This is a genomic window from Yokenella regensburgei (assembly GCF_051486985.1).
Taxonomy (GTDB): Bacteria; Pseudomonadota; Gammaproteobacteria; order Enterobacterales; family Enterobacteriaceae; genus CBFFRJ01.
This window is the reverse complement of sequence record NZ_JAHVDV010000015.1, coordinates 13946-37413: the sequence shown is the minus strand read 5'-3', so window position 1 is coordinate 37413 and position 23468 is coordinate 13946. Positions and strand designations below refer to the sequence as shown.

General features: G+C 51.7%; 21 protein-coding genes. 10 read left to right on the top strand and 11 right to left on the bottom strand.

What is annotated here, in order from left to right; all coding sequences use genetic code 11:
* Window positions 1–32: 32 nt before the first annotated feature.
* A complete protein-coding gene (locus tag KXR87_RS12080) occupies window positions 33–491 on the bottom strand; it encodes an Lrp/AsnC family transcriptional regulator (RefSeq protein ID WP_437432490.1) in 459 nt (152 codons plus the stop codon).
* A gap of 115 nt (window positions 492–606) precedes the next feature.
* Here KXR87_RS12080 and KXR87_RS12075 point away from each other — a divergent pair, with 115 nt between their 5' ends.
* A complete protein-coding gene (locus KXR87_RS12075) occupies window positions 607–1653 on the top strand; it encodes a PLP-dependent cysteine synthase family protein (protein ID WP_437432489.1) in 1047 nt (348 codons plus the stop codon).
* A 40-nt stretch (window positions 1654–1693) separates the two neighbouring features.
* Here KXR87_RS12075 and cof read toward each other — a convergent pair whose 3' ends face one another.
* The gene (cof, locus tag KXR87_RS12070) at window positions 1694–2512 is read right to left on the bottom strand and encodes an HMP-PP phosphatase (RefSeq protein WP_437432488.1); all 819 of its coding nucleotides are present in this window, start codon (window positions 2510–2512) and stop codon (window positions 1694–1696) included.
* 96 nt (window positions 2513–2608) lie between these two features.
* Here cof and KXR87_RS12065 point away from each other — a divergent pair, with 96 nt between their 5' ends.
* Entirely contained in the window at window positions 2609–4309 is a 1701-nt protein-coding gene (locus KXR87_RS12065) for an SgrR family transcriptional regulator (RefSeq protein ID WP_437432487.1), read from the top strand.
* 65 nt (window positions 4310–4374) lie between these two features.
* Window positions 4375–5070: a 7-cyano-7-deazaguanine synthase QueC gene (gene queC / locus KXR87_RS12060; protein ID WP_437432486.1), complete on the top strand. Its 696-nt coding sequence runs from the start codon at window positions 4375–4377 to the stop codon at window positions 5068–5070.
* Between the two features lie 62 nt (window positions 5071–5132).
* Here the strand turns inward: queC and KXR87_RS12055 are convergent, their stop codons facing one another.
* From KXR87_RS12055 to bolA, 9 genes are all read right to left on the bottom strand, one after another.
* Window positions 5133–5540 carry a YbgC/FadM family acyl-CoA thioesterase gene (locus tag KXR87_RS12055; RefSeq protein WP_437432485.1) on the bottom strand — a complete coding sequence of 136 codons (408 nt, stop codon included), beginning with the start codon at window positions 5538–5540 and terminating at the stop codon, window positions 5133–5135.
* A gap of 96 nt (window positions 5541–5636) precedes the next feature.
* Complete coding sequence (locus KXR87_RS12050) at window positions 5637–6020, bottom strand: helix-hairpin-helix domain-containing protein (protein WP_437432484.1); 384 nt, start codon at window positions 6018–6020, stop codon at window positions 5637–5639.
* A 144-nt stretch (window positions 6021–6164) separates the two neighbouring features.
* On the bottom strand, window positions 6165–8039 hold the full coding sequence (ppiD, locus tag KXR87_RS12045) for a peptidylprolyl isomerase (protein WP_437432483.1): 1875 nt from the start codon (window positions 8037–8039) through the stop codon (window positions 6165–6167).
* A gap of 211 nt (window positions 8040–8250) precedes the next feature.
* Window positions 8251–8523, bottom strand: coding sequence for a nucleoid-associated protein HU-beta (hupB, locus tag KXR87_RS12040; protein WP_437432482.1), 273 nt, complete (start codon window positions 8521–8523; stop codon window positions 8251–8253).
* Window positions 8524–8733: 210 nt separating this feature from the next.
* On the bottom strand, window positions 8734–11088 hold the full coding sequence (lon, locus tag KXR87_RS12035; protein ID WP_437432481.1) for an endopeptidase La: 2355 nt from the start codon (window positions 11086–11088) through the stop codon (window positions 8734–8736).
* Window positions 11089–11271: 183 nt separating this feature from the next.
* Window positions 11272–12546, bottom strand: coding sequence for an ATP-dependent protease ATP-binding subunit ClpX (clpX, locus tag KXR87_RS12030; protein ID WP_437432480.1), 1275 nt, complete (start codon window positions 12544–12546; stop codon window positions 11272–11274).
* 124 nt (window positions 12547–12670) lie between these two features.
* On the bottom strand, window positions 12671–13294 hold the full coding sequence (clpP, locus tag KXR87_RS12025) for an ATP-dependent Clp endopeptidase proteolytic subunit ClpP (protein ID WP_437432479.1): 624 nt from the start codon (window positions 13292–13294) through the stop codon (window positions 12671–12673).
* A gap of 283 nt (window positions 13295–13577) precedes the next feature.
* Window positions 13578–14876: a trigger factor gene (tig, locus tag KXR87_RS12020; protein ID WP_437432478.1), complete on the bottom strand. Its 1299-nt coding sequence runs from the start codon at window positions 14874–14876 to the stop codon at window positions 13578–13580.
* Window positions 14877–15220: 344 nt separating this feature from the next.
* The gene (bolA, locus tag KXR87_RS12015) at window positions 15221–15538 is read right to left on the bottom strand and encodes a transcriptional regulator BolA (protein WP_437432477.1); all 318 of its coding nucleotides are present in this window, start codon (window positions 15536–15538) and stop codon (window positions 15221–15223) included.
* Window positions 15539–15840: 302 nt separating this feature from the next.
* Here bolA and KXR87_RS12010 point away from each other — a divergent pair, with 302 nt between their 5' ends.
* The 7 genes from KXR87_RS12010 to cyoE all read left to right on the top strand — a co-directional run bounded on the left by KXR87_RS12010 (window position 15841) and on the right by cyoE (window position 23299).
* The gene (locus KXR87_RS12010; protein WP_437432476.1) at window positions 15841–16419 is read left to right on the top strand and encodes a lipoprotein; all 579 of its coding nucleotides are present in this window, start codon (window positions 15841–15843) and stop codon (window positions 16417–16419) included.
* Window positions 16420–16460: 41 nt separating this feature from the next.
* The gene (gene ampG / locus KXR87_RS12005) at window positions 16461–17936 is read left to right on the top strand and encodes a muropeptide MFS transporter AmpG (RefSeq protein ID WP_437432475.1); all 1476 of its coding nucleotides are present in this window, start codon (window positions 16461–16463) and stop codon (window positions 17934–17936) included.
* Window positions 17937–18514: 578 nt separating this feature from the next.
* A complete protein-coding gene (gene cyoA / locus KXR87_RS12000; protein ID WP_437432474.1) occupies window positions 18515–19462 on the top strand; it encodes a cytochrome o ubiquinol oxidase subunit II in 948 nt (315 codons plus the stop codon).
* A gap of 16 nt (window positions 19463–19478) precedes the next feature.
* Window positions 19479–21470, top strand: a complete 1992-nt coding sequence (gene cyoB / locus KXR87_RS11995) for a cytochrome o ubiquinol oxidase subunit I (RefSeq protein WP_437432473.1) — start codon at window positions 19479–19481, stop codon at window positions 21468–21470.
* Window positions 21460–22074, top strand: coding sequence for a cytochrome o ubiquinol oxidase subunit III (locus KXR87_RS11990; protein ID WP_437432472.1), 615 nt, complete (start codon window positions 21460–21462; stop codon window positions 22072–22074). The genes cyoB and KXR87_RS11990 overlap by 11 nt, the downstream gene beginning before the upstream one ends.
* Entirely contained in the window at window positions 22074–22400 is a 327-nt protein-coding gene (locus KXR87_RS11985; protein WP_437432471.1) for a cytochrome o ubiquinol oxidase subunit IV, read from the top strand. Before KXR87_RS11990 ends, KXR87_RS11985 begins: the two co-directional genes overlap by 1 nt.
* Before the next feature lie 11 nt (window positions 22401–22411).
* Window positions 22412–23299: a heme o synthase gene (gene cyoE, locus KXR87_RS11980; RefSeq protein ID WP_437432470.1), complete on the top strand. Its 888-nt coding sequence runs from the start codon at window positions 22412–22414 to the stop codon at window positions 23297–23299.
* Window positions 23300–23468: the final 169 nt, after the last annotated feature.

Here is a 23468-nt window from a genome sequence, read left to right as displayed (position 1 = left end):
TGAACGTGATTTTCCGGCCAACGCCGGGAGGGTTATTCTATGGGCAAAGCCGTGGTGTATTTAATCTGCTCCATGGCGAAGCTTGAGGTGACATCTGACAAGCCTGGCACACTGTTGACCAATTTCTTGTAGAAATCATCGTAACGTTTCATATCCGCCACCTGCACGCGTAACAGGTAATCATATTCGCCCGCCATGCGCCAGAATCCGAGCACTTCTGGCATATCCTTCACCACGGCAGTGAAGCGGGAATACCAGTCGCTGCTGTGATGCTGGGTCTTAATCAGCACAAATGCGGTCAGGCCGAGACCGAGCTTTTCTGCATCCAGCATCGCCACGCGAGCCAGCAAAATCCCCTCATCTTCCAGCCTTTTTAACCGTTTCCAGCAGGGCGTGGTGGTCAGATTAACGGCATCCGCAAGCGCCTGCAAAGAGAGCGAACAGTCCTGTTGCAGTAACGCCAGTAACTTACGGTCAATTTTATCTATCATAAGGGCCTTACAGAGAAAACTTTTCTACCAAGATTCTAATTTAAAGGCGTAATGGCAACAATTTTTTCTGTGCTTTGCTCTATTCTGGGCACAAAATGACAAATGGGATAAATGAATGAACAGTGCCTGGGTTAAACACGCGATCAGCGAAATTAATGCCGATTACCAGCGCTCGGCGGACACACACCTGATTCGTCTTACCCTGCCCGCCTTTGCAGGGATCCAACTTTATCTGAAAGATGAAAGTACCCACCCCACCGGCAGCCTGAAACACCGACTGGCGCGTTCGCTGTTTCTCTACGGCTTGTGCAATGGCTGGATTAAGGAAGGCACCACCATTATTGAGGCCTCATCGGGTTCTACCGCCGTATCGGAGGCGTACTTCGCCCGGCTGCTGGGGCTCTCATTTATCGCGGTCATGCCACGCTGCACCGCAAAACGAAAAATTGAGCAGATTGAATTCTATGGTGGCCGCTGCCATTTCGTGGAGAGCGCCTGCGAGATTTATGCCGCATCAGAGATGCTGGCCCGTGAATTAAACGGCCACTATATGGATCAGTTCACTTTTGCCGAACGCGCAACTGACTGGCGCGGCAACAATAACATTGCCGACAGTATTTTCCGGCAGATGAAAAATGAACCGCATCCGGTGCCCGCCTGCATCGTGATGAGCGCAGGGACGGGCGGCACATCCGCTACCATTGGCCGCTATATTCGCTGTCAGGGTTACGACACTAAGCTTATGGTGGTCGATCCGGAAAACTCCGTCTTTATGGATTACTGGCAAACCCGTGACGCGACGCGACGTTCAACCGTTGGTAGCAAAATTGAAGGCATCGGACGCCCTCGCGTCGAGCCCTCTTTTATTCCGGATGTCGTCGATGAGATGTTGCGCGTACCGGATGCCGCCAGTGTCGCCACCGCGTTATGGCTGGAAACCCAACTGGGTCGCAAAGTTGGTGCCTCTACCGGCACCAATATGTGGGGCGCTCTGAACATGGCCGCTCGCCTGCGTGACGCGGGCCAGACCGGCTCAATTGTGACCCTGTTATGTGACAGCGGTGACCGTTACCTCGAGACCTATTACGACCCGCAATGGGTTGCCAGCAATATCGGCGATATCCGTCCCTGGCAGACGGAAATTACCCGGTTGGTAAAATAAAAAAAGCCAGACCGGGGTCTGGCTTGCTGGAAAAATCTCGTCATTCGGGGGAATAAGGAAGATGTGGTGTGTCCAGCCAATGTGTTAAATAGTGTGAAACAGCCTGATTACGGCAGTGTCCAATCACCGGTAAATCGGGCAGTGCGGCCCGCAGTTGCGGCATCGCATTGCCCATAATGAGTCCCCGCCCGACGCCTGCCAGCATTTCGGCGTCATTCATGGCGTCGCCAAACGCCATACAATCCTGCATCTGCACATTCAACAGGCCACTCAGCTTAGTGAGCGCAGCACCTTTATTGCAGCCGAGCGGTAATATTTCGAGGCATTCGAACGCCGAGAAGCAGAGCGCCGCCCGTCCATCAATGACCTCATTAAGCTGTACACGCAACCGACACAAATCCTCATGCTCCCCGACAAAACAGATTTTCGTGACGTCATGAGCAGGCAGGCGTTTGAGGTCCACAAGCTGGTAAGTAAAACCACTGTAGAAATGCGCATTCAGCTCAGGCGGAATAGGTTTGTCCGTCAACCAGCCAGAATCATTAAAGGCGTGAAGGGTAGCCTGCGTATCCCATCTGCTGTGCAGCACAAGCTCGGCGATATCAGGGTCAAGATCCTGGCAGTGCAGAAGATCGCCCTCCATCGAATGGATGCGAGTGCCATTACCGGTTATCAAAAACGCCTCCAGTGAAATCGATTTGACGATCTTTTTCATCTCCAGCGCGTGGCGGCCCGTGGCAAAGGCCAGGGTGATATCGCGCTCACGCAGACGACGCAATGTCGCCAGCGTCAGATCGCCTAAACGGTGATCGGGCATGAGCAATGTGCCATCCATATCAAAAGCTGCCAGCCGGGCCATATTTTCTCCAGATTTCAACGCCTCGTATTGCGCAAAAGTATTGCCTGATATATACGGAAGTAATAGTGAGCAGATGGGGATAATTGTTCCGGGTTTATGCGACAACTTAACCGACTCAATCAATACCAGCGCCTGTGGCAGACCTCATCAGGTGAAGATCAGCAGGTCAGCGTTGCCCGACTCGCTGATAGCTGTTTTTGTAGTGGGCGGCATATGCGCACATTGCTTGGTCAGATGCAGGCTTCCGGTTGGCTGCACTGGCAGTCGCAATCCGGGCGAGGAAAACGCGGGACGCTGACGTTTTTACGTACCCCTGAGTCACTGCGCCAGGAGATGATGGAAAACGCACTGCGTACCGGGCAGCAACATAGTGCCCTTGCCCTGGCGCAGCTTGCTCCTGACGCGTTGCGTACCCTGCTTAATCCTTTTCTTGGCGGTTCATGGCAAAACGATACCCCCACGTTACGTATTCCCTACTATCGCCCACTCGACCCTCTGCACCCTGGCTTTCTTCCCGGACGGGCGGAGCAACATCTGGCAGGGCAGATTTTCTCCGGCCTTACGCGCTTCGTGAGCGACAGCGCGGTGCCCCAGGGCGATTTAGCGCATCACTGGGAAATCAGTGATGACACGCTTTGCTGGCGTTTTCATATTCGACCCACGCTGCGCTGGCACAACGGTGATGTGGTGGAGACTTTCCAGTTAGAACAGCGATTTAAAATGCTACTGGCGCAACCTGCGCTGCGCACGCTGTTTTCCAGCGTCAGGACAGTAGAGGCGACCCATTCATACTGCCTGACTTTCTGGCTGCATCGCCCTGACTTCTGGCTTGCACACCGGCTTGCCAGTTACGCCTGTCTGCTGGCACACCCAGAGTTGCCGATGTCGGGAACCGGGCCGTTTCAGTTAGTCACATTCAGCGAGGCGCTGGTTCGCCTCGAAAGCCATGCCTGGTATCATTTAACGCATCCATGTATAAAAGCGGTGGAGTACTGGATAACGCCGCTGTTATTTGAGCAGGATCTGGGGACGAGTTGCCGCCACCCGGTGCAAATCGCCATCGGGGAAGCCGACGACCTGCTCAATCTGAAAACAGTAAGTAACAGTACCAGCCTCGGCTTTTGTTACCTCGCGCAGCGTGCCGGCTCGACACTCAGCCCCGCGCAGTCCCGCCGTCTGGTACAGATTATTCACCAGACAACACTGTTACAGACGCTACCGCTTGATGAAGATCTTATAACCCCCAGTAAAGCGCTCATCCCGGGCTGGGACATGCCCCACTGGTCACATCAGGAGACGGTTCCGCTGCCGCCTGCCCTGACGCTGGTTTACCACCTGCCGGTGGAATTACACACGATGGCCCGCCAGTTGCAGCGCTACCTGGCCACCCTGGGCTGTGATTTGACGGTCATTTTTCACGATGCAAAAACCTGGGAGGGGTGTGACGCGCTGGTGAGTGCGGATTTAATGATGGGAGACAGGCTGATTGGCGAGGCGCCGGAATACACTCTTGAGCAGTGGCTTCGCTGCGATCCTCTGTGGCCGAACGTGTTGAGCGTTTCGCAATTCTCCCATTTGCAGGCCACATTGGATGCCGTACAAAGCGTGCCAAATGAACAGGCGAGGATCGCCGCCCTCCAGGCGGTGTTGAATCGTCTGATGGATGAGGCCATTCTGACGCCGCTGTTTAATTATCAGTATCGCATCAGCGCACCGCCAGGCGTGGAAGGCATTCAGTTAAATACCCGCGGCTGGTTCGATTTTACCAGGGCCTGGCTGCCGCCGCCGATGCAGTGAAGAAGCTGGTCGGCATCTGCGGCTCGCGTTACCATACGGGTTTATGACTGAAGCCGGGAAGAATTATGAAACGTGCCGTTGTCGTGTTTAGTGGCGGGCAAGATTCCACGACCTGTCTGATACAGGCGTTACAACAATACGATGAAGTGCATTGCGTCACCTTCGATTATGGTCAGCGTCATCGCGCTGAAATAGACGTTGCGCGCGAACTGGCGCTGGCGTTGGGTGCCCGGGCGCACAAAGTGCTTGATGTTACTCTGTTAAACGAACTGGCAGTGAGCAGCCTGACGCGCGACAGCATCCCCGTTCCCGATTACGAACCTGATGCCAGTGGTATACCCAATACCTTTGTTCCTGGCCGCAATATTCTGTTCTTAACGCTGACGGCAATTTATGCGTATCAGGTACAAGCGGAAGCCGTCATCACGGGGGTCTGCGAAACGGATTTTTCGGGCTATCCTGACTGCCGCGACGAATTTGTAAAAGCGCTGAATCATGCAGTCAGCCTTGGTATGGCAAAAGACATTCGCTTTGAAACGCCCCTCATGTGGCTGGACAAAGCGGAAACCTGGGCTCTCGCTGATTACTGGGGCAAACTTGAGCTGGTACGTACCGAAACCCTGACCTGCTACAACGGCATCAAGGGCGACGGCTGTGTTCATTGCGCTGCCTGTAATCTTCGCGCTAACGGTCTGCATCACTATCTTGCAGACAAGCCGGGCGTGATGTCAGCAATGAAAAAGAAAACCGGCCTCAGGTAAGGTGAATGCCCCGATAGCCTGTTGTCTGCCGGGGCATGCATTTTAAAACCTGCCGACGTGCGTTACATCTCCTCCTGGATCATCTCCTGCAGTTTTGTGCGCAACTCGCCATCAAGCGACAGTGCCTTCTGCGTTTTGAGATCGATGCAGACGAACGTCACCAGCGCATCTGCTACCACCTCAGCATCCGGGTCCAGCGTCACTACCTGACTTAAGACACCGCTTCTGCCGTTGATCTGTTTAACGTGACTGGTCACCGTCAGCCGATCGCCAAGCACGGCCGGACGGCGGTAATTAATATTGATATTGACGACCACAAACGCGATGTTGTTTGCTGTCATCCACTGAAAGTTTTCGTTATTCTCCAGCCCGTCCCACCTCGCCTCTTCAAGAAATTCGAGATAGCGGGCGTTGTTGACGTGTTGATAGACATCAAGATGGAAACCACGGACTTTAATCTGAGTCTGCATAGCGCGTTAGCCTTCACTTTTGTTATAGGAACAGAGGCCATAACTGGTATGACCTCTTTAGCATGGCAAAAAATGGCTACCGCGCAAGCGCTAAATTCAAAGAGTGAGATGGCTGAGATTGCGTTCAACCAGCGAATGCCCCATGCCGGGCACTTGTTTGAGGTCTTCCAGCGATTTGAACGGGCCGTACTCTTCACGATAGCTGACGATGGCCTGCGCCTTTTTCATGCCGACGCCATTCATCACCCGTGCAAGGTCTTCCGCACTCCCGGTATTGATACTGACCTGCGTGCCGCCTTCATCATCGCTGCTTTTTGCGCTTTCCAGTTTTTTGCCTGGCGCCTGGGAAGAGCTGTCTGCTTTGGACTGAGCAACCGGCACTTTTGCGCCTGCCTCGGCAGGTGCGGCAAGTGCGCTCTGCGCCATGCCTGCACAGGCAAAAGTGAGGGAAATTAAAAGGGCTTTGATTCCACGTTTCATACTGTTTCTCCTTGTTTGTTTACAGTAAGCACACCATAAACAGCGGAACACCGCCGAACAAACGGCAACATGCAGAAATGGAAAAGGCCGCGAAAGCGGCCTTTGAGTTTGCATTAAATTGCAAAAATTGTGGAAGACGTCTCGTTATTGTTGCTGATCGAGCTGGCTACCGATTTTGATTTTGGCCTCTTTACGCAGATTGCTCATCAGCGCTTCGAAAGCAATCTGGGCATTGTTCTGGGTAATACCCTGCACCATCGCTTTTTTCTGCGCGTCCGGCATGGTGCCTGCTTTGACTTCATCGAGCGCCAGCACCACGACATTACCCTGCATATCGTTAGCAACGCCGTAGCTCGGTTTATCTTTCGCAGGCAGCGTTAATGAGAATGCCGCCTGACTAACCGGATCCTGACCGGTACGAGCCAGCGTTTTACTTTCACCGAAACTCAGGCCAGCCGCTTTCATCGCGTCGTCACCTTTGCCTTCTTTCAGGGCCGCGATCAGCTTGTCTGCATCCAGCTTCGCCTGCTGCTGTGCTTTGTTATGTTTTACAATATCACTTACCTGCGCCTTCACCTCATCAAGCGGTTTAATCGCTTCAGGTTTATGCTCGCTGATACGTAACACAAAGGCACGGTCGCCATCTACGGTGATGATATCGGAGTTGCTACCCGGTGCGCCGTTTGGCCCAACCAGACCACCTTCAAAGATGGCATCAGCGACGGGTTTAAAGTTCAGCTCTTGCGGTAAACTCTCACGGCTGAACCAGCCCGTTTCTACCGCTTTCACACCCGCAACCTGCTCGGCACCCGTCAGGGTTTCATTATCGTTGCTGGCCGCTTCACTGACCTTCTGTTGCAGCGCATACCAGGCATCCAGCGCTTTTTCCTGTTTCACTTTCGCCGCGATGTCGTCACGCGCTTCACTTAACGGTTTCGCTTTTGCAGGCTGGATATCGTCAAGACGAGCCACAAGGAAGCCCACTGAAGACTTGATCACACCAGAAAGTTGCCCTTTCTCTTTAAGACCGGCGTTTTGCAGTTCATCCGGCGTGGTAGAAGCTTCCAGCCAGCCCATGTCACCGCCGTTACGGGCAGAGATAATGTCCGCTGATTTAGCTTTCGCCAGTGCCGCAAAATCACCGCCTTTCTTGAGTTCATCCAGCACCGCTTTTGCTTCATCTTCGGTTTTGGTTTGAATCACGCTGTAGCGGTTACGCTGTGGCTGAGTGAACTGATCCATATGCTGATCGTAGTAAGTCTGAATATCTGCATCGCTGACGGAAGTCTGCATGCTGGCAGCATCCAGCTTGATGTAACTCACACGGAACTGTTCCGGTGTCATAAAGCGACTTTTGTTTTGTTCGTAGAAGCTGGAAATTTCCGCATCGCTAACGGACTGGGTAGCGGCCAGTTTGTTTACATCGATGACCGCTTCACGAACTACGCGCTGCTGGGCGACCAGTTCAGCCAGTTCATCCGTTTCGCCTTTGAGCATAAAATCGGTGCCCGCAACAGCGTTGATCAACTGCTGGGAGATAAGCTGATTACGCAGCGCCTGTGCGTATTGATCGGCGCTCATGCCCATCTGATTGACGATGCTGTTAAAGCGCGCATTATCGAATTTGCCGTTGGTCTGAAAGGCCTGGGTCGCAAAAATCGATTTCTTTATTTGCTCGTCACTAATGCCAAGATGCAACTGTTTCGCGTATTGATTGAGTAGCGCTTCATCGATAAGACGATTGAGCACCTGCTGACGCATAGATTTGATGTAGTTTTCATTGGCTGCCAGTTCAGAGAACTGCTCGCCCAGCTGCTGCTGCATGCGGTTACGTTCACTGGCAACGGCATTTTCAAATTGACCGCGACCAATCTCCTGATCGTTAACCTTCGCGGCGTAAGTATCATTACCGCCAATGAGATAGCTACTGACGCCGGTCAAAATGAACGACACGATAATGATGCCGAAGATGATTTTGAGCACGATGCTGTTTGCTGCCGTGCGTAAATTGTCCATCATGGTGTAACAACACTCCGCTGTAGGTGACTGTAGACCTCGCGCAGTCACTCAGTTTCCCGACGCTGCGTACAAAGATGTATTTTGACAAGAAAAGGGGTCAATTGTCAGCCCAGAACACGTAGAAACTCGGATAAAGATGGCTGAACAAATAAAAAAAGGCACATCTCACGATGCGCCCTTGTTCTTTTTCACCTTCCGTAAGGGAAAGCGATCAATTTACCGCGTCTTTCAGCGCCTTGCCTGCGCGGAAGCCAGGAACTTTAGCCGCGGCGATTGTGATTTCTTTGCCTGTCTGCGGGTTGCGACCAGTACGCGCAGCACGCTCTTTAACAGCGAAGGTACCAAAACCTACCAGCGCTACATCGTCCCCAGCTTTCAGAGATTCAGTAACAGAAGCAATTAAAGCATCTAACGCACGTCCAGCTGCCGCTTTAGAGATATCGGCCCCTGCGGCAATCTTGTCTATCAGTTGAGATTTATTCACTCTTCTCTTCCTCTCTTTATAATTTATATCGCACCTGCATCCTTCACAGTGCGACCGCGCAGCTGTTATATCAGGCCTGTCATGCCCTTACAACACCAGTTGATGATGACACAACCAACCAGCAATCTAAATTAGCTATACAAAAAAAGACTGGCAAGTGCGAAATGCCTTACCAGCCTTGTTTTTATCAACGCTCTTTGCGCGGGGTCACTATTTTGCGGTCACTACCTGCATGCCGAAGGGTTCATTCTGCAGCGCAAGCGTCAGAACCTCATCGATACGTTTCACCGGATGGATTTCCAGATCGGCGATAACGTTTTCCGGAATTTCCTCAAGATCGCGTTTGTTCTCAAAAGGAATCAGCACGGTTTTAATACCACCACGGTGGGCAGCAAGCAGTTTCTCTTTCAGCCCGCCAATCGGCAGCACCTGACCACGCAGGGTAATTTCCCCGGTCATTGCCACATCTGCACGAACCGGGTTGCCGGTCAGGCAAGAAACCAGCGCGGTACACATCGCAATACCGGCGCTTGGGCCGTCTTTCGGCGTGGCACCTTCCGGCACATGAACGTGAATATCACGTTTTTCGTAGAAATCACCGTTGATACCGAGTTTTTCTGCACGCGCACGCACCACGGTCAGCGCCGCCTGGATAGACTCCTGCATCACCTCACCCAGTGAGCCGGTATAGGTCAACTTACCTTTACCCGGCACGCAGGCCGTTTCGATAGTCAGCAGATCGCCGCCCACTTCTGTCCAGGCAAGCCCGGTAACCTGACCTACGCGGTTTTCATCATCCGCGCGACCATAGTCAAAGCGCTGAACGCCCAGGTAGTCATTCAGGTTTTCACCGTTGATCTCAATATGCTTGAGAGACGGGTCCAGCAGCAGCTGTTTCACCGCTTTGCGGCACAGTTTGGAGATTTCCCGCTCAAGGCTACGTACACCCGCTTCACGAGTGTAGTAACGGATAATGCCGATAATAGCGCTATCCTCGACGGTTAACTCGCCTTTTTTCAGCGCGTTACGCTCAATCTGTTTCGGCAACAGGTGCTGTTTAGCAATGTTAAGTTTTTCATCTTCGGTATAGCCGGACAGACGAATCACTTCCATACGATCGAGCAGCGGTGCCGGGATGTTCATGGAGTTAGAGGTCGCCACGAACATGACATCGCTAAGATCGTAATCCACTTCCAGATAGTGGTCGCTGAACGCCACGTTCTGTTCCGGATCAAGAACCTCCAGCAAGGCTGAAGCCGGATCGCCACGCATGTCTGAAGACATTTTGTCGATCTCATCCAGCAGGAAAAGTGGGTTTTTCACCCCTACTTTTGCCATTTTCTGGATAAGTTTACCCGGCATAGAGCCAATATAGGTACGACGGTGACCGCGAATTTCCGCCTCGTCACGCACGCCACCTAGCGCCATACGGATGTATTTACGCCCGGTGGCTTTGGCGATGGACTGCCCGAGAGATGTTTTACCCACCCCCGGCGGCCCAACCAGACACAGAATCGGCCCTTTGAGCTTATTAACACGACTCTGCACCGCGAGATATTCAAGGATGCGATCTTTAACGCGCTCAAGGCCATAGTGATCGGTATCCAGAATCTCCTGCGCCTGGCGCAGATCTTTTTTCACCTTACTGCGGGCGTTCCACGGAACCTGAACCATCCACTCGATGTAACCGCGTACGACGGTTGCTTCCGCAGACATCGGGGACATCATTTTGAGCTTTTGCAGTTCAGCTTCGGCTTTTTCTTTCGCCTCTTTCGGCATTTTCGCCGCGTCAATTTTGCGTTTTAGTGCTTCGTTTTCATCCGGCGCGTCATCCATCTCACCCAGTTCTTTCTGGATGGCTTTCATCTGCTCATTCAGATAGTACTCGCGCTGAGATTTTTCCATCTGTTTTTTAACACGATTACGGATACGTTTTTCAACCTGAAGCAGGTCGATTTCGGATTCCATCATCGCCATCAGATACTCAAGACGCTCATTGACGTCAGCCATCTCAAGTACGGACTGTTTGTCAGCCAGTTTCAGCGGCATATGCGCAGCAATGGTGTCTGCCAGACGCGCAGGGTCGTCAATGCTGTTCAGCGACGTCAGCACTTCCGGTGGGATTTTTTTGTTGAGCTTGATGTAGCCTTCGAACTGGCTTATCGCGGTGCGAACCAGCACCTCCTGCTCACGCTCGTCAATGGCCGGCGAATCAAGGTATTCCGCCTTCGCTGAGAAATGTTCGCCATTGTCAGATAAAGCGGTAATACGCGCGCGCTGCAAGCCTTCGACCAGCACTTTTACGGTACCGTCCGGTAATTTCAGCATCTGCAGAATTGAGGCCACGGTCCCGACGGTGAAAAGATCGTTTACACCCGGCTCATCCGTTGAGGCTTCTTTCTGCGCAACCAGCATGATTTTTTTATCATGATCCATGGCGGCTTCAAGGCAACGGATAGATTTTTCCCGCCCTACAAATAAGGGTATGACCATGTGCGGATAAACCACCACATCGCGCAGCGGCAATACGGGGATTTCAATGCGTTCAGAACGCTCAGGATTCATAGAGCTCTCTCTTAGTTTAATGTCCGCCAGGTAAGTCGGTGACGTGACTGTGCAACACGCACCGTTAACATGTAAACCAGTATATGGGGATGTTTCCCACACATTCAACGGCGGGAATAAGGAAAAATAAAAGGGGAGATGAAATCCCCCCTTTTTTATTAACTGATTGTAAGGATTGGCGAATTATTCGCCAGATGCCTGCTGTGCTTCTGGCTTGCCATAGATCAGCAATGGCTTACTCTGCCCGCCGATAACAGATTCATCGATAACCACTTTTTCGACTTCATCCATTGATGGCAGGTCATACATGGTATCCAGCAGCGCCGCTTCGACGATGGAACGCAACCCACGTGCACCTGTTTTACGTACCATCGCTTTTTTGGCGATAGCCGTCAGCGCTTCGTCACGGAACTCCAGATCAACACCTTCGAGGTTGAACAGCGCCTGATACTGTTTAGTCAGCGCGTTTTTAGGCTCTTTCAGGATCTGAATCAGCGCTTCTTCGCTCAGCTCATTCAGCGTTGCTACAACCGGAAGACGACCGATGAATTCGGGGATTAAACCGAACTTGATCAGATCTTCAGGCTCAACCTGCGCCAGCAGTTGTCCTTCATTAGGTTTCTCAGCCGTAGATTTCACGGTCGCGCCAAAGCCGATGCCAGAACCGGTCTCAACGCGGTGTGAAATGACTTTATCCAGGCCGGCAAATGCACCGCCACAGATAAACAGGATTTTAGAGGTATCGACCTGCAAGAATTCCTGCTGAGGATGCTTACGCCCCCCTTGCGGTGGAACAGCAGCGACAGTCCCTTCAATCAGTTTCAACAGCGCCTGCTGCACGCCCTCGCCAGAGACATCACGCGTAATGGAGGGGTTGTCAGATTTACGAGAAATCTTATCGATTTCATCGATGTAGACGATGCCACGCTGCGCTTTTTGTACGTCGTAGTCGCACTTTTGCAGCAGCTTCTGAATGATGTTTTCGACGTCTTCACCCACATAACCTGCTTCGGTCAGGGTTGTGGCATCTGCCATGGTGAAGGGAACATCCAGCAAACGCGCCAGCGTTTCAGCGAGCAGCGTTTTACCGGAGCCGGTCGGCCCGATAAGCAGAATGTTACTTTTACCCAACTCAACGCCATTACTGGTATCGCCGTTGCGTAGACGTTTGTAGTGGTTGTATACCGCAACCGCCAGCACTTTTTTCGCCTGCTCCTGCCCGATAACATAGTCATCAAGATGGTGGCGAATTTCATGCGGGGTCGGCAGTGCGCTCCGCTCGCGATGGGGCGCAACTTCTTTAATCTCTTCGCGAATGATGTCGTTACACAGATCAACACATTCGTCGCAGATATACACGGACGGCCCGGCAATCAGTTTGCGCACTTCATGCTGGCTTTTGCCGCAGAAAGAGCAGTACAACAGTTTGCCTGAACCGTCTTTGCGTTTATCTGTCATGAGTCAAAACCTCTTTTCTGTTCTTGTGCCGCACATGACGACGCAGATGCCATTCCAGGCGCAAAACGCTACAAAACGTAATGCCGCTTTCATTGAGTATAGCGGTACACCTGCAGCCTGGGCATTAATTACGATGGGTCAGAATTGAATCGACCAGTCCGTATTCGACGGCTTCGTGTGCATTCAGGAAGCGGTCACGCTCGGTGTCACGTTCAATTTGCTCTAATGGTTGACCCGTATGATGGGCCATGAGTTCATTCATGCGCCCTTTTACTTTCAAAATTTCACGCGCGTGGATCTCAATGTCCGTTGCCTGACCCTGATAGCCGCCCAGCGGCTGGTGAATCATTACACGTGAGTTTGGCAAGCAGAAACGCTTGCCCTTGGCCCCCGCAGTGAGCAGGAATGCGCCCATCGACGCGGCCTGACCCATGCAAATGGTGCTGACATCAGGCTTAATAAATTGCATGGTGTCGTAAATCGACATCCCGGCAGTAATTACCCCGCCAGGAGAGTTAATGTACAGGTAGATATCTTTTTCCGGGTTCTCAGCTTCCAGAAACAGCATCTGCGCGACAATCAGGTTAGCCATATGATCTTCGACCTGACCCGTCATAAAAATGACACGTTCCTTAAGAAGACGGGAGTAGATATCGAAGGAGCGCTCACCGCGTGAGGTCTGCTCAATAACCATAGGCACCAGGGCCATATGGGGTGCAAAGGAATCTCGTTCGCCGCTGTATGACATTTCCGTCTCCTGGATATAAAAATAAATAACCTGCTGTACTGATTGTACTTGAGTGAGCCAGGTCTGACTACGATCGGCACACGGACGGAGTATCAGCCAGAGTGTTTACATTCATCTTCCCTGTATGGGGATGACCACACCTTAATTCAAGCATAACAATCTTTTGCTGTTACGCTAACACTGAAACATCCTTTTAGCACACTTCTGATAGCGTCAATGCGATAAAAAAAGCCCGCCACCTGACGGTGACGGGCTCATTGTTTACTCTATGTACGGGAGTAAATTAAGCCTGCTGGTTCATCAGTTCCTGGAAGCTGGTCGCTTTTTCAGTCACTTTTGCTTTTGCCAGAACAGCTTCTACCGCTTGTTCTTCCAGAGCAACATTGCGCATGTTGTCGGTCAGCTCTTTGTTTTTGCTGTAGAACTCGATAACTTCTTTCGGATCTTCGTAGGCAGACGCCATCTCTTCGATCAGACCCTTAACGCGCTCTTCATCAGCTTTCAGCTCGTTGGTACGAATGACTTCGCCCAGCAGCAGGCCAACAACGACACGGCGTTTAGCTTGTTCTTCGAACAGCTCACGCGGCAGTTCCAGTGCTTGCTTCTCGTTACCACCGAAGCGCTGAGCAGCCTGACGACGCAGAACGTCGATTTCGCTGTCAATCAGTGCAGCCGGGATGTCGATATCGTTCGCTTTCACCAGACCGTCGATAGCCTGAGTTTTGATGCGGTTACGTACGGCACCTTTCAGTTCGCGCTCCATGTTTTTACGCACTTCGCTACGCAGACCAGCCAGAGATCCATCTTCAACGCCGAAACGTTTGATGAACTCTTCAGTGAATTCCGGCAGTTCACGCTCTTCAACTTTTTTCAGGTTGATAACGAACTGAGCCGCTTTACCTTTCAGGTTTTCAGCGTGGTAATCTTCCGGGAAGGTGACGTCGATGGTGAACTCTTCGCCCGCTTTGTGACCTTTGATACCGTCTTCAAAGCCCGGGATCATACGACCCTGACCCATAGCCAGTACGAAATCAGTCGCTTTACCGCCTTCGAACTCTTCGCCATCTACAGAGCCGGAGAAATCAACGGTAACACGATCTTCAGCGTCAACTGCGCCGTCTTTGTCTTTCCAGGTTGCCTGCTGTTTACGCAGGGTATCCAGCATGGTGTCGACGTCTTCATCGTTGACTTCAACAACAGGTTTTTCAACTTCGATGGTTTCCAGGCCTTTCAGCTCAACGTCCGGATACACTTCGAATTCAACGGAATAGGTAAAGTCTTCGCCCAGTTTGTATTCGCCCGGAACATAGTTCGGTGCGCCAGCCGGGTTGATTTTTTCCTGGATGATTGCATCAATAAAGTTGCGGCTCATCAGTTCGCCCAGTACGTCCTGGCGAACGGAAGCGCCATAACGCTGAGCAACAACGGTCATCGGTACTTTGCCCTTACGGAACCCGTCGATACGTACTTTTTTCGCTACGTTGACCAGTTCGCTCTTAACAGCGGTCTCGATGCTGTCAGCAGCGATAGTAATCGTTACACGGCGCCCAAGGCCCTGAGTGGTTTCAACTGAAACTTGCATCTTGTTACCTCAAAAAATCACGGTGCTCGGTCAACTCTTCACTGGAAGCTGTCATTGGCTTCACTTAACCGGGATGCTTTCTCAAATTTGATAAACATTCCCTGTCGCCAGAATCATCCCGAAGACGTTCATATATAAAGACGCGGCATTATAGCGGCATCACTTTAGTGAGTCGAGAACGGGAACGCCGCATTGTTGCGCCATTTTTCACAATTCCGAGGTAATTTTGACCTAAAAATTGCCCTTCTCGCTCAAATCTCAGACAAAACAAAACGGCCCGCAGGCCGTTTTCACATAATCTGTACGCAACATACTGGAAAAGTTCACGCAGTTGCAAATGCGTTTTATGCGATGGTGCCTGCCCCACGGCAAGGCGGCGAGGCAAAAATGGTATCCTGCAGACCCGCCCACTCCTTAATGGTGTAGGTATGCAGCGCCAGCGCATGGACGGTGGAAGACAGCTCCGCCGACAGGGTTCCGTATATCATGCGGTGTCGATTCAGAAAACGCTCACCGGTGAATCGGTCACTGACCAACACCACTTTAAAATGACTTTCAGAACCGGCCGGTACATTGTGACGATAGCTTTCATCAACAACTTCGAGGAACACGGGTTCAAACGCTGCCCTTAACTTTTCTTCTATCTGTTCACGTATCATCATGAAATGACTCCTCCGCAACGCTGAGATGCTACCCATCCCTTTAAATGTTAGCCGCTTTTATCCTGCCCATAACAAGAAAACAACAAAAATTTAGCCTTCGTCGTGAATTCTCAGCCAAAGGTATGAACTCTGATTAAAAGCTCCCCGTTGACACCCTGATGCGCCCAGAAAACTGTCTCACAGTACGATTTACGCACAAGGCGATGAATTTACATGCGTTGAGCCCTTCCCCTTGCGGATGGCGATGTTATGATGACGCAAATTTTTCCCCTTTACGTATACCGTCTGCAGAGAGTCTGAACATGTTAAAAAAACTTCTTCTTCCCCTGGTCGCTATGTTCATGCTGGCCGGTTGTGCAACACCGCCAACAACCATTGATGTTGCGCCTAAAATCACGCTGCCACAGCAGGATCCGAGCCTGATGGGCGTCACCGTCAGCATTAACGGCGCCGACCAGCGTCAGGACCAGGCGCTGGCGAAAGTAAACCGCGATAACCAACTGGTAACCCTTACCGCTTCTCGCGACTTACGCTTCCTCCTGCAGGAAGTGCTTGAGAAACAAATGACTGCGCGCGGCTATATGATCGGGCCTAACGGCGCGGCTAACCTGCAGATTATTGTTAACCAGCTTTTTGCTGACGTTTCTGAAGGCAACCTGCGTTACAAAATTTCGACCAAAGCGGATATCGCCATCATCGCAACCGCAGCGAATGGCAACAAAATGACGAAAAATTACCGCGCCAGCTATAACGTTGAGGGTGCCCTTCAGGCCTCAAATGACAAAATCGCCAATGCGGTTAACAACGTGCTGACCGATACTATCGCCGATATGTCTCAGGACACCGTTATTCATCAGTTCATCAAGCAGAACGCGCGCTAAGCCCCGTTCTCTGGCCCGGTTCTCCGGGCCAGTTTCAAACCATGTCAAATCACTATTTGCGCATCTTTCAGCAGCCTAAATCAGCCATACTCCTGGTGCTGGGCTTCGCTTCCGGACTGCCGCTTGCCCTGACATCAGGGACGCTTCAGGCGTGGATGACGGTCGCCAATGTTGACCTGAAAACCATCGGTTTCTTCTCGCTGGTCGGCCAGGCTTATGTTTTCAAGTTCCTGTGGTCTCCGGTCATGGATCGCTATACCCCCTCGTTTCTGGGGCGTCGCAGAGGCTGGCTGCTTGTCACGCAACTGGGACTGCTTATTGCGATTGCGGCGATGGGGTTTCTTGAGCCGCTGAGTCAGCTTCGCTGGATGGCGGCGCTCGCTGTCATCATCGCGTTCTGTTCAGCGTCACAGGACATTGTCTTTGATGCCTGGAAAACCGATGTACTGACCGCCGAAGAGCGTGGCGCTGGTGCAGCAATCAGCGTACTGGGTTACCGTCTCGGCATGCTGGTTTCAGGCGGGCTGGCATTATGGCTTGCAGACCGCTGGCTTGGCTGGCAGGGCATGTACTGGCTGATGGCCGCATTTTTAATTCCCTGCATTATTGCCACTTATATTGCACCTGAACCCGACGATGCTATTCCCGCGCCGCGCAGTCTTGAGCAGGCCATTGCTGAACCACTGCGGGATTTTTTCGGACGCAATAACGCCTGGCTTATTCTGCTGCTGATTGTGCTTTACAAGCTGGGCGATGCTTTTGCCATGACGCTGACCACCACCTTTTTGATTCGTGGCGTCGGTTTTGATGCAGGTGAAGTGGGCGTGGTCAACAAATCGCTGGGCCTTCTTGCCACCATCATCGGTGCGTTATGGGGTGGCGTACTTATGCAGCGCCTCTCTCTGTTTCGCGCCTTACTGATTTTCGGCATGTTGCAAGGCGCGTCAAATGCAGGATACTGGCTGCTGGCGGTAACCGATAAAAACATCCTCAGCATGGCCTCGGCGGTGTTTTTTGAGAATCTTTGCGGCGGAATGGGAACCTCGGCCTTTGTGGCCTTACTTATGACGCTCTGCAACAAATCCTTTTCCGCCACCCAATTTGCGCTGCTCTCTGCGCTATCGGCGGTTGGACGAGTCTATGTAGGCCCCCTTGCGGGCTGGTTTGTTGAACAGCACGGCTGGTCGTCTTTCTATTTATTCTCCATTGTTGCAGCCATACCCGGCCTGCTTTTGCTGCTTCTGTGTAAGAAAACGCTGGAATATACCCAATCGTCTCAAACGTTTATGCGAAGAACAGCCTTTGTAACCGGCTATCGTATGGCACTACGCATCCTATGCGCAGGCTGCCTGCTGCTCGCGGTCTGGCTGTTGTGCTTACTTCTTAACGCCAGCGGGCTTACGACAATAAGTTTCCTCGATACGGTACTGGAAATCGGTGCCCTTTTCGCCATCAGCGGCATTCTTTTCGGTGGCTTCCTCGACCTTCTCGCGCTTCGCAGAACCCCGCCAGCCTGACAGCGTTCAGGCTGGCGGAGTCAGTAAGGCTGGAGTCGGGAAAAGAGGTCAGGATCAACTGAGCACGCCCTTCGACTGAATCATTTCATGAAATCAGTCGCTTAGAAATAAACCTTACTAAATAATTACTAATAGTTATCACATTGTTCAATATTTAATCGCATTTTAAAAACACGTTTCGCGATTATTAAGATATGTCGTAATATTTTTTCTTTAATTAATTTGTGCGATATAAATTAAGGGCTACTCTTTAACGATTCAGCAGCGTTATTAATATTTACTTTCCAGTAATGTTCAATAAATGCTGAATTATTGTTAAGCAAATGTGTATTAATTTGATTGGTTATACCAATTTACCCACACCCACTATTGTAAGGCAGTGTTTTCGTTATAACCTTGATGAGAGGTTGTGCGAAGGCGCAATTTTACAGGTTGTTGCATTCCGCGTGACACACTCGGCAGAACTCAGTAACACCTTACTGACACTATGCCATTCATGTTTACAGTAATGTAACCTTCCCGTAAAATGCCCGCACACTTTAAACGCCACCAGACCCCCGTGGAATTGAGGTCGTTAAATGAGACTCAGGAAATACAATAAAAGTTTGGGATGGATGTCATTAATCGCAGGTACTGTTTTACTCAGTGGTTGTGATTCTGCGCTCCTCGACCCAAAAGGACAGATTGGACTGGAGCAACGTTCGTTGATACTGACGGCATTTGGCCTGATGTTGATTGTCGTGATTCCCGCCATCTTGATGGCAGTCGGTTTCGCCTGGAAATACCGTGCGAGCAATAAAGATGCGAAGTACAGCCCTAACTGGTCACACTCCAACAAAGTTGAAGCTGTAGTCTGGACAGTGCCTATCCTTATCATCCTGTTCCTTGCCGTTCTGACCTGGAAAACGACTCACGCGCTTGAGCCAAGTAAACCGCTGGTTCACGATGAGAAACCGATTACGATCGAAGTCATCTCAATGGACTGGAAATGGTTCTTCATCTATCCGGAACAGGGCATTGCTACCGTAAACGAAATCGCCTTCCCGGCGAATACGCCGGTGCAGTTCAAAGTGACCTCGAACTCCGTGATGAACTCCTTCTTTATCCCGCGTCTGGGTAGCCAGATCTATGCGATGGCCGGTATGCAGACTAACCTGCACCTGATCGCAAACGAACCAGGCACCTATGATGGTATCTCCGCCAGCTACAGTGGGCCGGGCTTCTCAGGTATGAAGTTCAAAGCCATTGCCACACCTGACCGCGCCGCTTTCGACCAGTGGGTTGCTAAAGCGAAGCAGTCAACGAACACCATGTCAGACATGGCTGCCTTCGAAAAAGTGGCAACACCTAGCGAATATAACAAGGTGGAGTACTTCTCTGACGTGAAACCTGATTTGTTCAAAGATGTGACCAACAAATTTATGGACCACGGCAAGAGCATGAACGTGACCCAACCTGAAGGTGAACATACTTCACATGAAGGGATGGAAGGCATGGACATGAATCACGCGGAAACCTCTCACTAAGGGGCCGAGGAAGAAAATGTTCGGAAAATTGACACTGGATGCGGTGCCGTACCACGAACCTATTATCGTGGTGACGCTAGCTGCAATTATCATTGGTGGCGCGGCCTTACTGGGCCTTATCACTTACTTCGGTAAGTGGAGCTATCTGTGGAATGAATGGCTGACTTCGGTTGACCACAAAAAACTCGGTATCATGTACTGCGTCGTTGGTATCGTCATGTTAATTCGTGGCTTTGCCGATGCTATCATGATGCGCAGTCAGCAGGCGCTTGCTTCGGCGGGTGAAGCTGGCTTCCTGCCGCCACATCACTACGATCAGATCTTTACCGCTCACGGCGTTATCATGATCTTCTTCGTGGCGATGCCGCTGGTTATCGGCCTGATGAACGTTGTGGTTCCGCTGCAAATCGGTGCTCGCGACGTGGCCTTCCCGTTCCTGAACAACCTGAGCTTCTGGTTCACGGTTGTCGGCGTCATTCTGGTTAACCTGTCACTGGGTGTGGGCGAATTCGCGCAGACCGGCTGGCTGGCTTACCCGCCGCTTTCGGGAATTGAATACAGTCCCGGCGTAGGGGTCGATTACTGGATCTGGGCGATTCAGCTCTCCGGTGTCGGTACCACCCTGACCGGTATTAACTTCTTTGTGACCATTCTCAAGATGCGTGCCCCTGGCATGACCATGTTCAAGATGCCGGTATTTACCTGGGCATCTCTGTGCGCCAACATCCTGATTATTGCCTCGTTCCCTATTCTGACCGTCACCGTCGCGTTGCTGACCCTGGATCGCTATCTCGGTACCCATTTCTTCACGAATGATTTGGGTGGCAACATGATGATGTACATCAACCTGATTTGGGCGTGGGGCCACCCGGAAGTGTATATCCTGGTGCTGCCGGTCTTCGGTGTCTTCTCCGAAATCGCTGCTACCTTCTCGCGTAAACGTCTGTTTGGTTACACCTCACTGGTGTGGGCAACCGTCTGTATTACCGTTCTGTCGTTTATCGTTTGGCTGCACCACTTCTTCACCATGGGTGCCGGTGCAAACGTGAATGCCTTCTTCGGTATTACGACCATGATTATCGCGATCCCAACCGGGGTTAAGATTTTCAACTGGCTGTTCACCATGTATCAGGGCCGTATCGTGTTCCACTCAGCAATGCTGTGGACCATCGGCTTTATCGTGACCTTCTCAGTCGGCGGCATGACCGGCGTACTGCTGGCGGTACCGGGTGCGGACTTCGTTCTGCACAACAGTCTGTTCCTGATTGCGCACTTCCATAACGTTATCATCGGCGGCGTGGTCTTCGGATGCTTCGCAGGTGTGACCTACTGGTGGCCTAAAGCCTTTGGCTTCACGCTGAATGAGAAGTGGGGCAAACGCGCCTTCTGGTTCTGGATTATCGGCTTCTTCGTGGCATTTATGCCGCTGTACGTGCTGGGCTTTATGGGGATGACCCGTCGTCTGAGCCAACAGATTGATCCGCAGTTCCACCCGATGCTGGTTGTTGCCGCCGTCGGTGCCGCGCTGATCGCCTGTGGTATCGCATCTCAGCTGATTCAGTTCTACGTCTCTATTCGCGACCGCGAGCAGAACCGTGACCTGACCGGTGACCCGTGGGGTGGCCGTACGCTGGAGTGGGCAACCTCTTCTCCGCCTCCTTTCTATAACTTTGCCATTGTGCCGCAGATCAATGCGCGTGATGCATTCTGGGAAATGAAAGAAAAAGGCGAAGCGTACAAACAGCCTGCGCACTACGAAGAAATCCATATGCCGAAAAACAGCGCTGCCGGTATCGTGATTGCCGCCTTCGCAACGGTGTTTGGTTTCGCCATGATCTGGCATATCTGGTGGCTTGCCATCGCAAGCTTCGCGGGCATCGTCATCAGCTGGATTGTGAAAAGCTTTGACGAGGACGTGGATTATTACGTACCGGTTCGCGACGTCGAAACACTGGAAAAACAGCATTTCGATGAAATCACTAAAGCAGGGCTGAAAAATGGCAACTGATACTCTGACGCATGACACTGCCCACGCGCACGAGCATGGGCACCATGATACAGGGCCGATGAAAGTCTTCGGTTTCTGGATCTACCTGATGAGCGACTGCATTCTGTTCTGTTGCTTATTCGCAACCTATGCCGTTCTGGTGAACGGCACTGCAGGCGGCCCGACCGGCAAGGACATTTTTGAACTGCCGTTCGTGTTGGTAGAAACCGCACTGCTGTTGTTCAGCTCCATCACCTACGGCATGGCGGCTATCGCCATGTACAAAAACAACAAAAGCCAGGTTGTCTCCTGGCTGGCGTTGACCTGGTTGTTTGGTGCGGGCTTTATCGGGATGGAAATCTATGAATTCCATCATCTGATTATGGAAGGTTTTGGTCCGGATCGTAGTGGCTTCCTCTCCGCGTTCTTCGCGCTGGTCGGCACCCACGGTCTGCACGTGACCTCTGGTCTCATCTGGATGGCGGTACTGATGTTCCAGGTATCCCGTCGCGGCCTGACCAGCACTAACCGCACCCGTATCATGTGCCTGAGCCTGTTCTGGCACTTCCTGGACGTAGTGTGGATCTGCGTGTTCTCTGTTGTCTATCTGATGGGGGCGATGTAATGAGTCATTCTAACGATCATGGCGCTTCCCATGGCAGCGTAAAAACCTACATGACAGGTTTCATCCTGTCGATCATCCTGACGGTCATTCCGTTCTGGATGGTGATGAACGGATCGGCATCTCACGGTGTTATTCTGGGTACGATCCTGGTGACTGCGGTGATTCAGATTCTGGTGCATCTGTCTTGCTTCCTGCACATGAACACCAAGTCTGACGAAGGCTGGAATATGACGGCCTTTGTCTTTACCGTGATTATCATCGCTATCCTGGTAGTCGGCTCCATCTGGATTATGTGGAACCTGAACTACAACATGATGGTTCACTAAGAGCGGCGAGTATGTTTAAGCAATACCTGCAAGTAACGAAGCCTGGCATCATTTTTGGCAACCTGATCTCGGTGATCGGGGGGTTCCTGTTGGCCTCAAAAGGCCATATTGACTATCCCCTCTTCGCCTGCACCCTGTTGGGTGTGTCACTGGTTGTCGCCTCGGGTTGTGTATTTAACAACTACATTGACCGTGACATTGATAAAAAGATGGAACGGACGAAAAACCGCGTACTGGTTCGGGGTCTGATTTCGCCAAAAGTCTCGCTGGCGTACGCTGCCTTGTTGGGTATTGCTGGCTTTATGCTGCTGTGGTTTGGTGCAAATCCCCTGGCCTGCTGGCTGGGGGTGATGGGCTTTGTGGTTTATGTGGGCATCTATAGCCTGTACATGAAACGCCACTCGGTCTACGGCACGCTGATCGGTTCACTCTCTGGCGCTGCGCCGCCAGTGATTGGCTACTGCGCCGTCACCGGTAACTTCGACAGTGGCGCTGCCATTCTGCTGGCTATTTTTAGCCTCTGGCAGATGCCGCACTCTTACGCGATTGCCATTTTCCGCTTCAAAGATTATCAGGCGGCCAACATCCCGGTTCTGCCGGTGGTGAAAGGTATCTCGGTGGCTAAAAACCACATCACGCTTTATATCATCGCCTTCGCGGTGGCGACCTTGATGCTTTCTCTGGGTGGTTATGCCGGGTACAAGTATCTGATCGTCGCGGCAGCGGTGAGCGTCTGGTGGCTGGGTATGGCGCTGCGCGGTTACAAAGTTGAAGATGATAAAGTCTGGGCACGTAAACTGTTCGGCTTCTCCATCATCGCCATTACCGCCCTGAGCGTGATGATGTCAGTGGATTTTATGGTTCCTGACTCGCATAGCCTGCTGACCTACGTCTGGTAAGTCTCATGTTGTAAAAACCGGGTTTTAACCCGGTTTTTTTATGCCTGCAATTCAGCCCTACTGTTCGCTCCTTCCCTTCTCGTCATCACTTTCTCTTATCACATATTTGCTTTATATCGGTGCAACGCTTGCGGCCCATCACAGTTTGAGCGAAAAGCCGTTGGTGAAT

Bases quoted from the DNA above. Each gene is read 5' to 3' on its own strand.
- cyoA (WP_437432474.1), top strand. From the start codon at position 18,515: ATGAGACTCAGGAAATACAATAAAAGTTTGGGATGGATGTCATTAATC.
- cof (WP_437432488.1), bottom strand. From the start codon at position 2,512: ATGGCCCGGCTGGCAGCTTTTGATATGGATGGCACATTGCTCATGCCC.
- KXR87_RS12010 (WP_437432476.1), top strand. From the start codon at position 15,841: ATGTTAAAAAAACTTCTTCTTCCCCTGGTCGCTATGTTCATGCTGGCC.
- tig (WP_437432478.1), bottom strand. From the start codon at position 14,876: ATGCAAGTTTCAGTTGAAACCACTCAGGGCCTTGGGCGCCGTGTAACG.
- KXR87_RS12055 (WP_437432485.1), bottom strand. From the start codon at position 5,540: ATGCAGACTCAGATTAAAGTCCGTGGTTTCCATCTTGATGTCTATCAA.
- lon (WP_437432481.1), bottom strand. From the start codon at position 11,088: ATGAATCCTGAGCGTTCTGAACGCATTGAAATCCCCGTATTGCCGCTG.
- KXR87_RS12050 (WP_437432484.1), bottom strand. From the start codon at position 6,020: ATGAAACGTGGAATCAAAGCCCTTTTAATTTCCCTCACTTTTGCCTGT.
- clpP (WP_437432479.1), bottom strand. From the start codon at position 13,294: ATGTCATACAGCGGCGAACGAGATTCCTTTGCACCCCATATGGCCCTG.
- KXR87_RS11990 (WP_437432472.1), top strand. From the start codon at position 21,460: ATGGCAACTGATACTCTGACGCATGACACTGCCCACGCGCACGAGCAT.
- KXR87_RS12080 (WP_437432490.1), bottom strand. From the start codon at position 491: ATGATAGATAAAATTGACCGTAAGTTACTGGCGTTACTGCAACAGGAC.
- KXR87_RS11985 (WP_437432471.1), top strand. From the start codon at position 22,074: ATGAGTCATTCTAACGATCATGGCGCTTCCCATGGCAGCGTAAAAACC.
- bolA (WP_437432477.1), bottom strand. From the start codon at position 15,538: ATGATGATACGTGAACAGATAGAAGAAAAGTTAAGGGCAGCGTTTGAA.
- cyoB (WP_437432473.1), top strand. From the start codon at position 19,479: ATGTTCGGAAAATTGACACTGGATGCGGTGCCGTACCACGAACCTATT.
- cyoE (WP_437432470.1), top strand. From the start codon at position 22,412: ATGTTTAAGCAATACCTGCAAGTAACGAAGCCTGGCATCATTTTTGGC.
- KXR87_RS12065 (WP_437432487.1), top strand. From the start codon at position 2,609: ATGCGACAACTTAACCGACTCAATCAATACCAGCGCCTGTGGCAGACC.
- queC (WP_437432486.1), top strand. From the start codon at position 4,375: ATGAAACGTGCCGTTGTCGTGTTTAGTGGCGGGCAAGATTCCACGACC.
- KXR87_RS12075 (WP_437432489.1), top strand. From the start codon at position 607: ATGAACAGTGCCTGGGTTAAACACGCGATCAGCGAAATTAATGCCGAT.
- ppiD (WP_437432483.1), bottom strand. From the start codon at position 8,039: ATGATGGACAATTTACGCACGGCAGCAAACAGCATCGTGCTCAAAATC.
- clpX (WP_437432480.1), bottom strand. From the start codon at position 12,546: ATGACAGATAAACGCAAAGACGGTTCAGGCAAACTGTTGTACTGCTCT.
- ampG (WP_437432475.1), top strand. From the start codon at position 16,461: ATGTCAAATCACTATTTGCGCATCTTTCAGCAGCCTAAATCAGCCATA.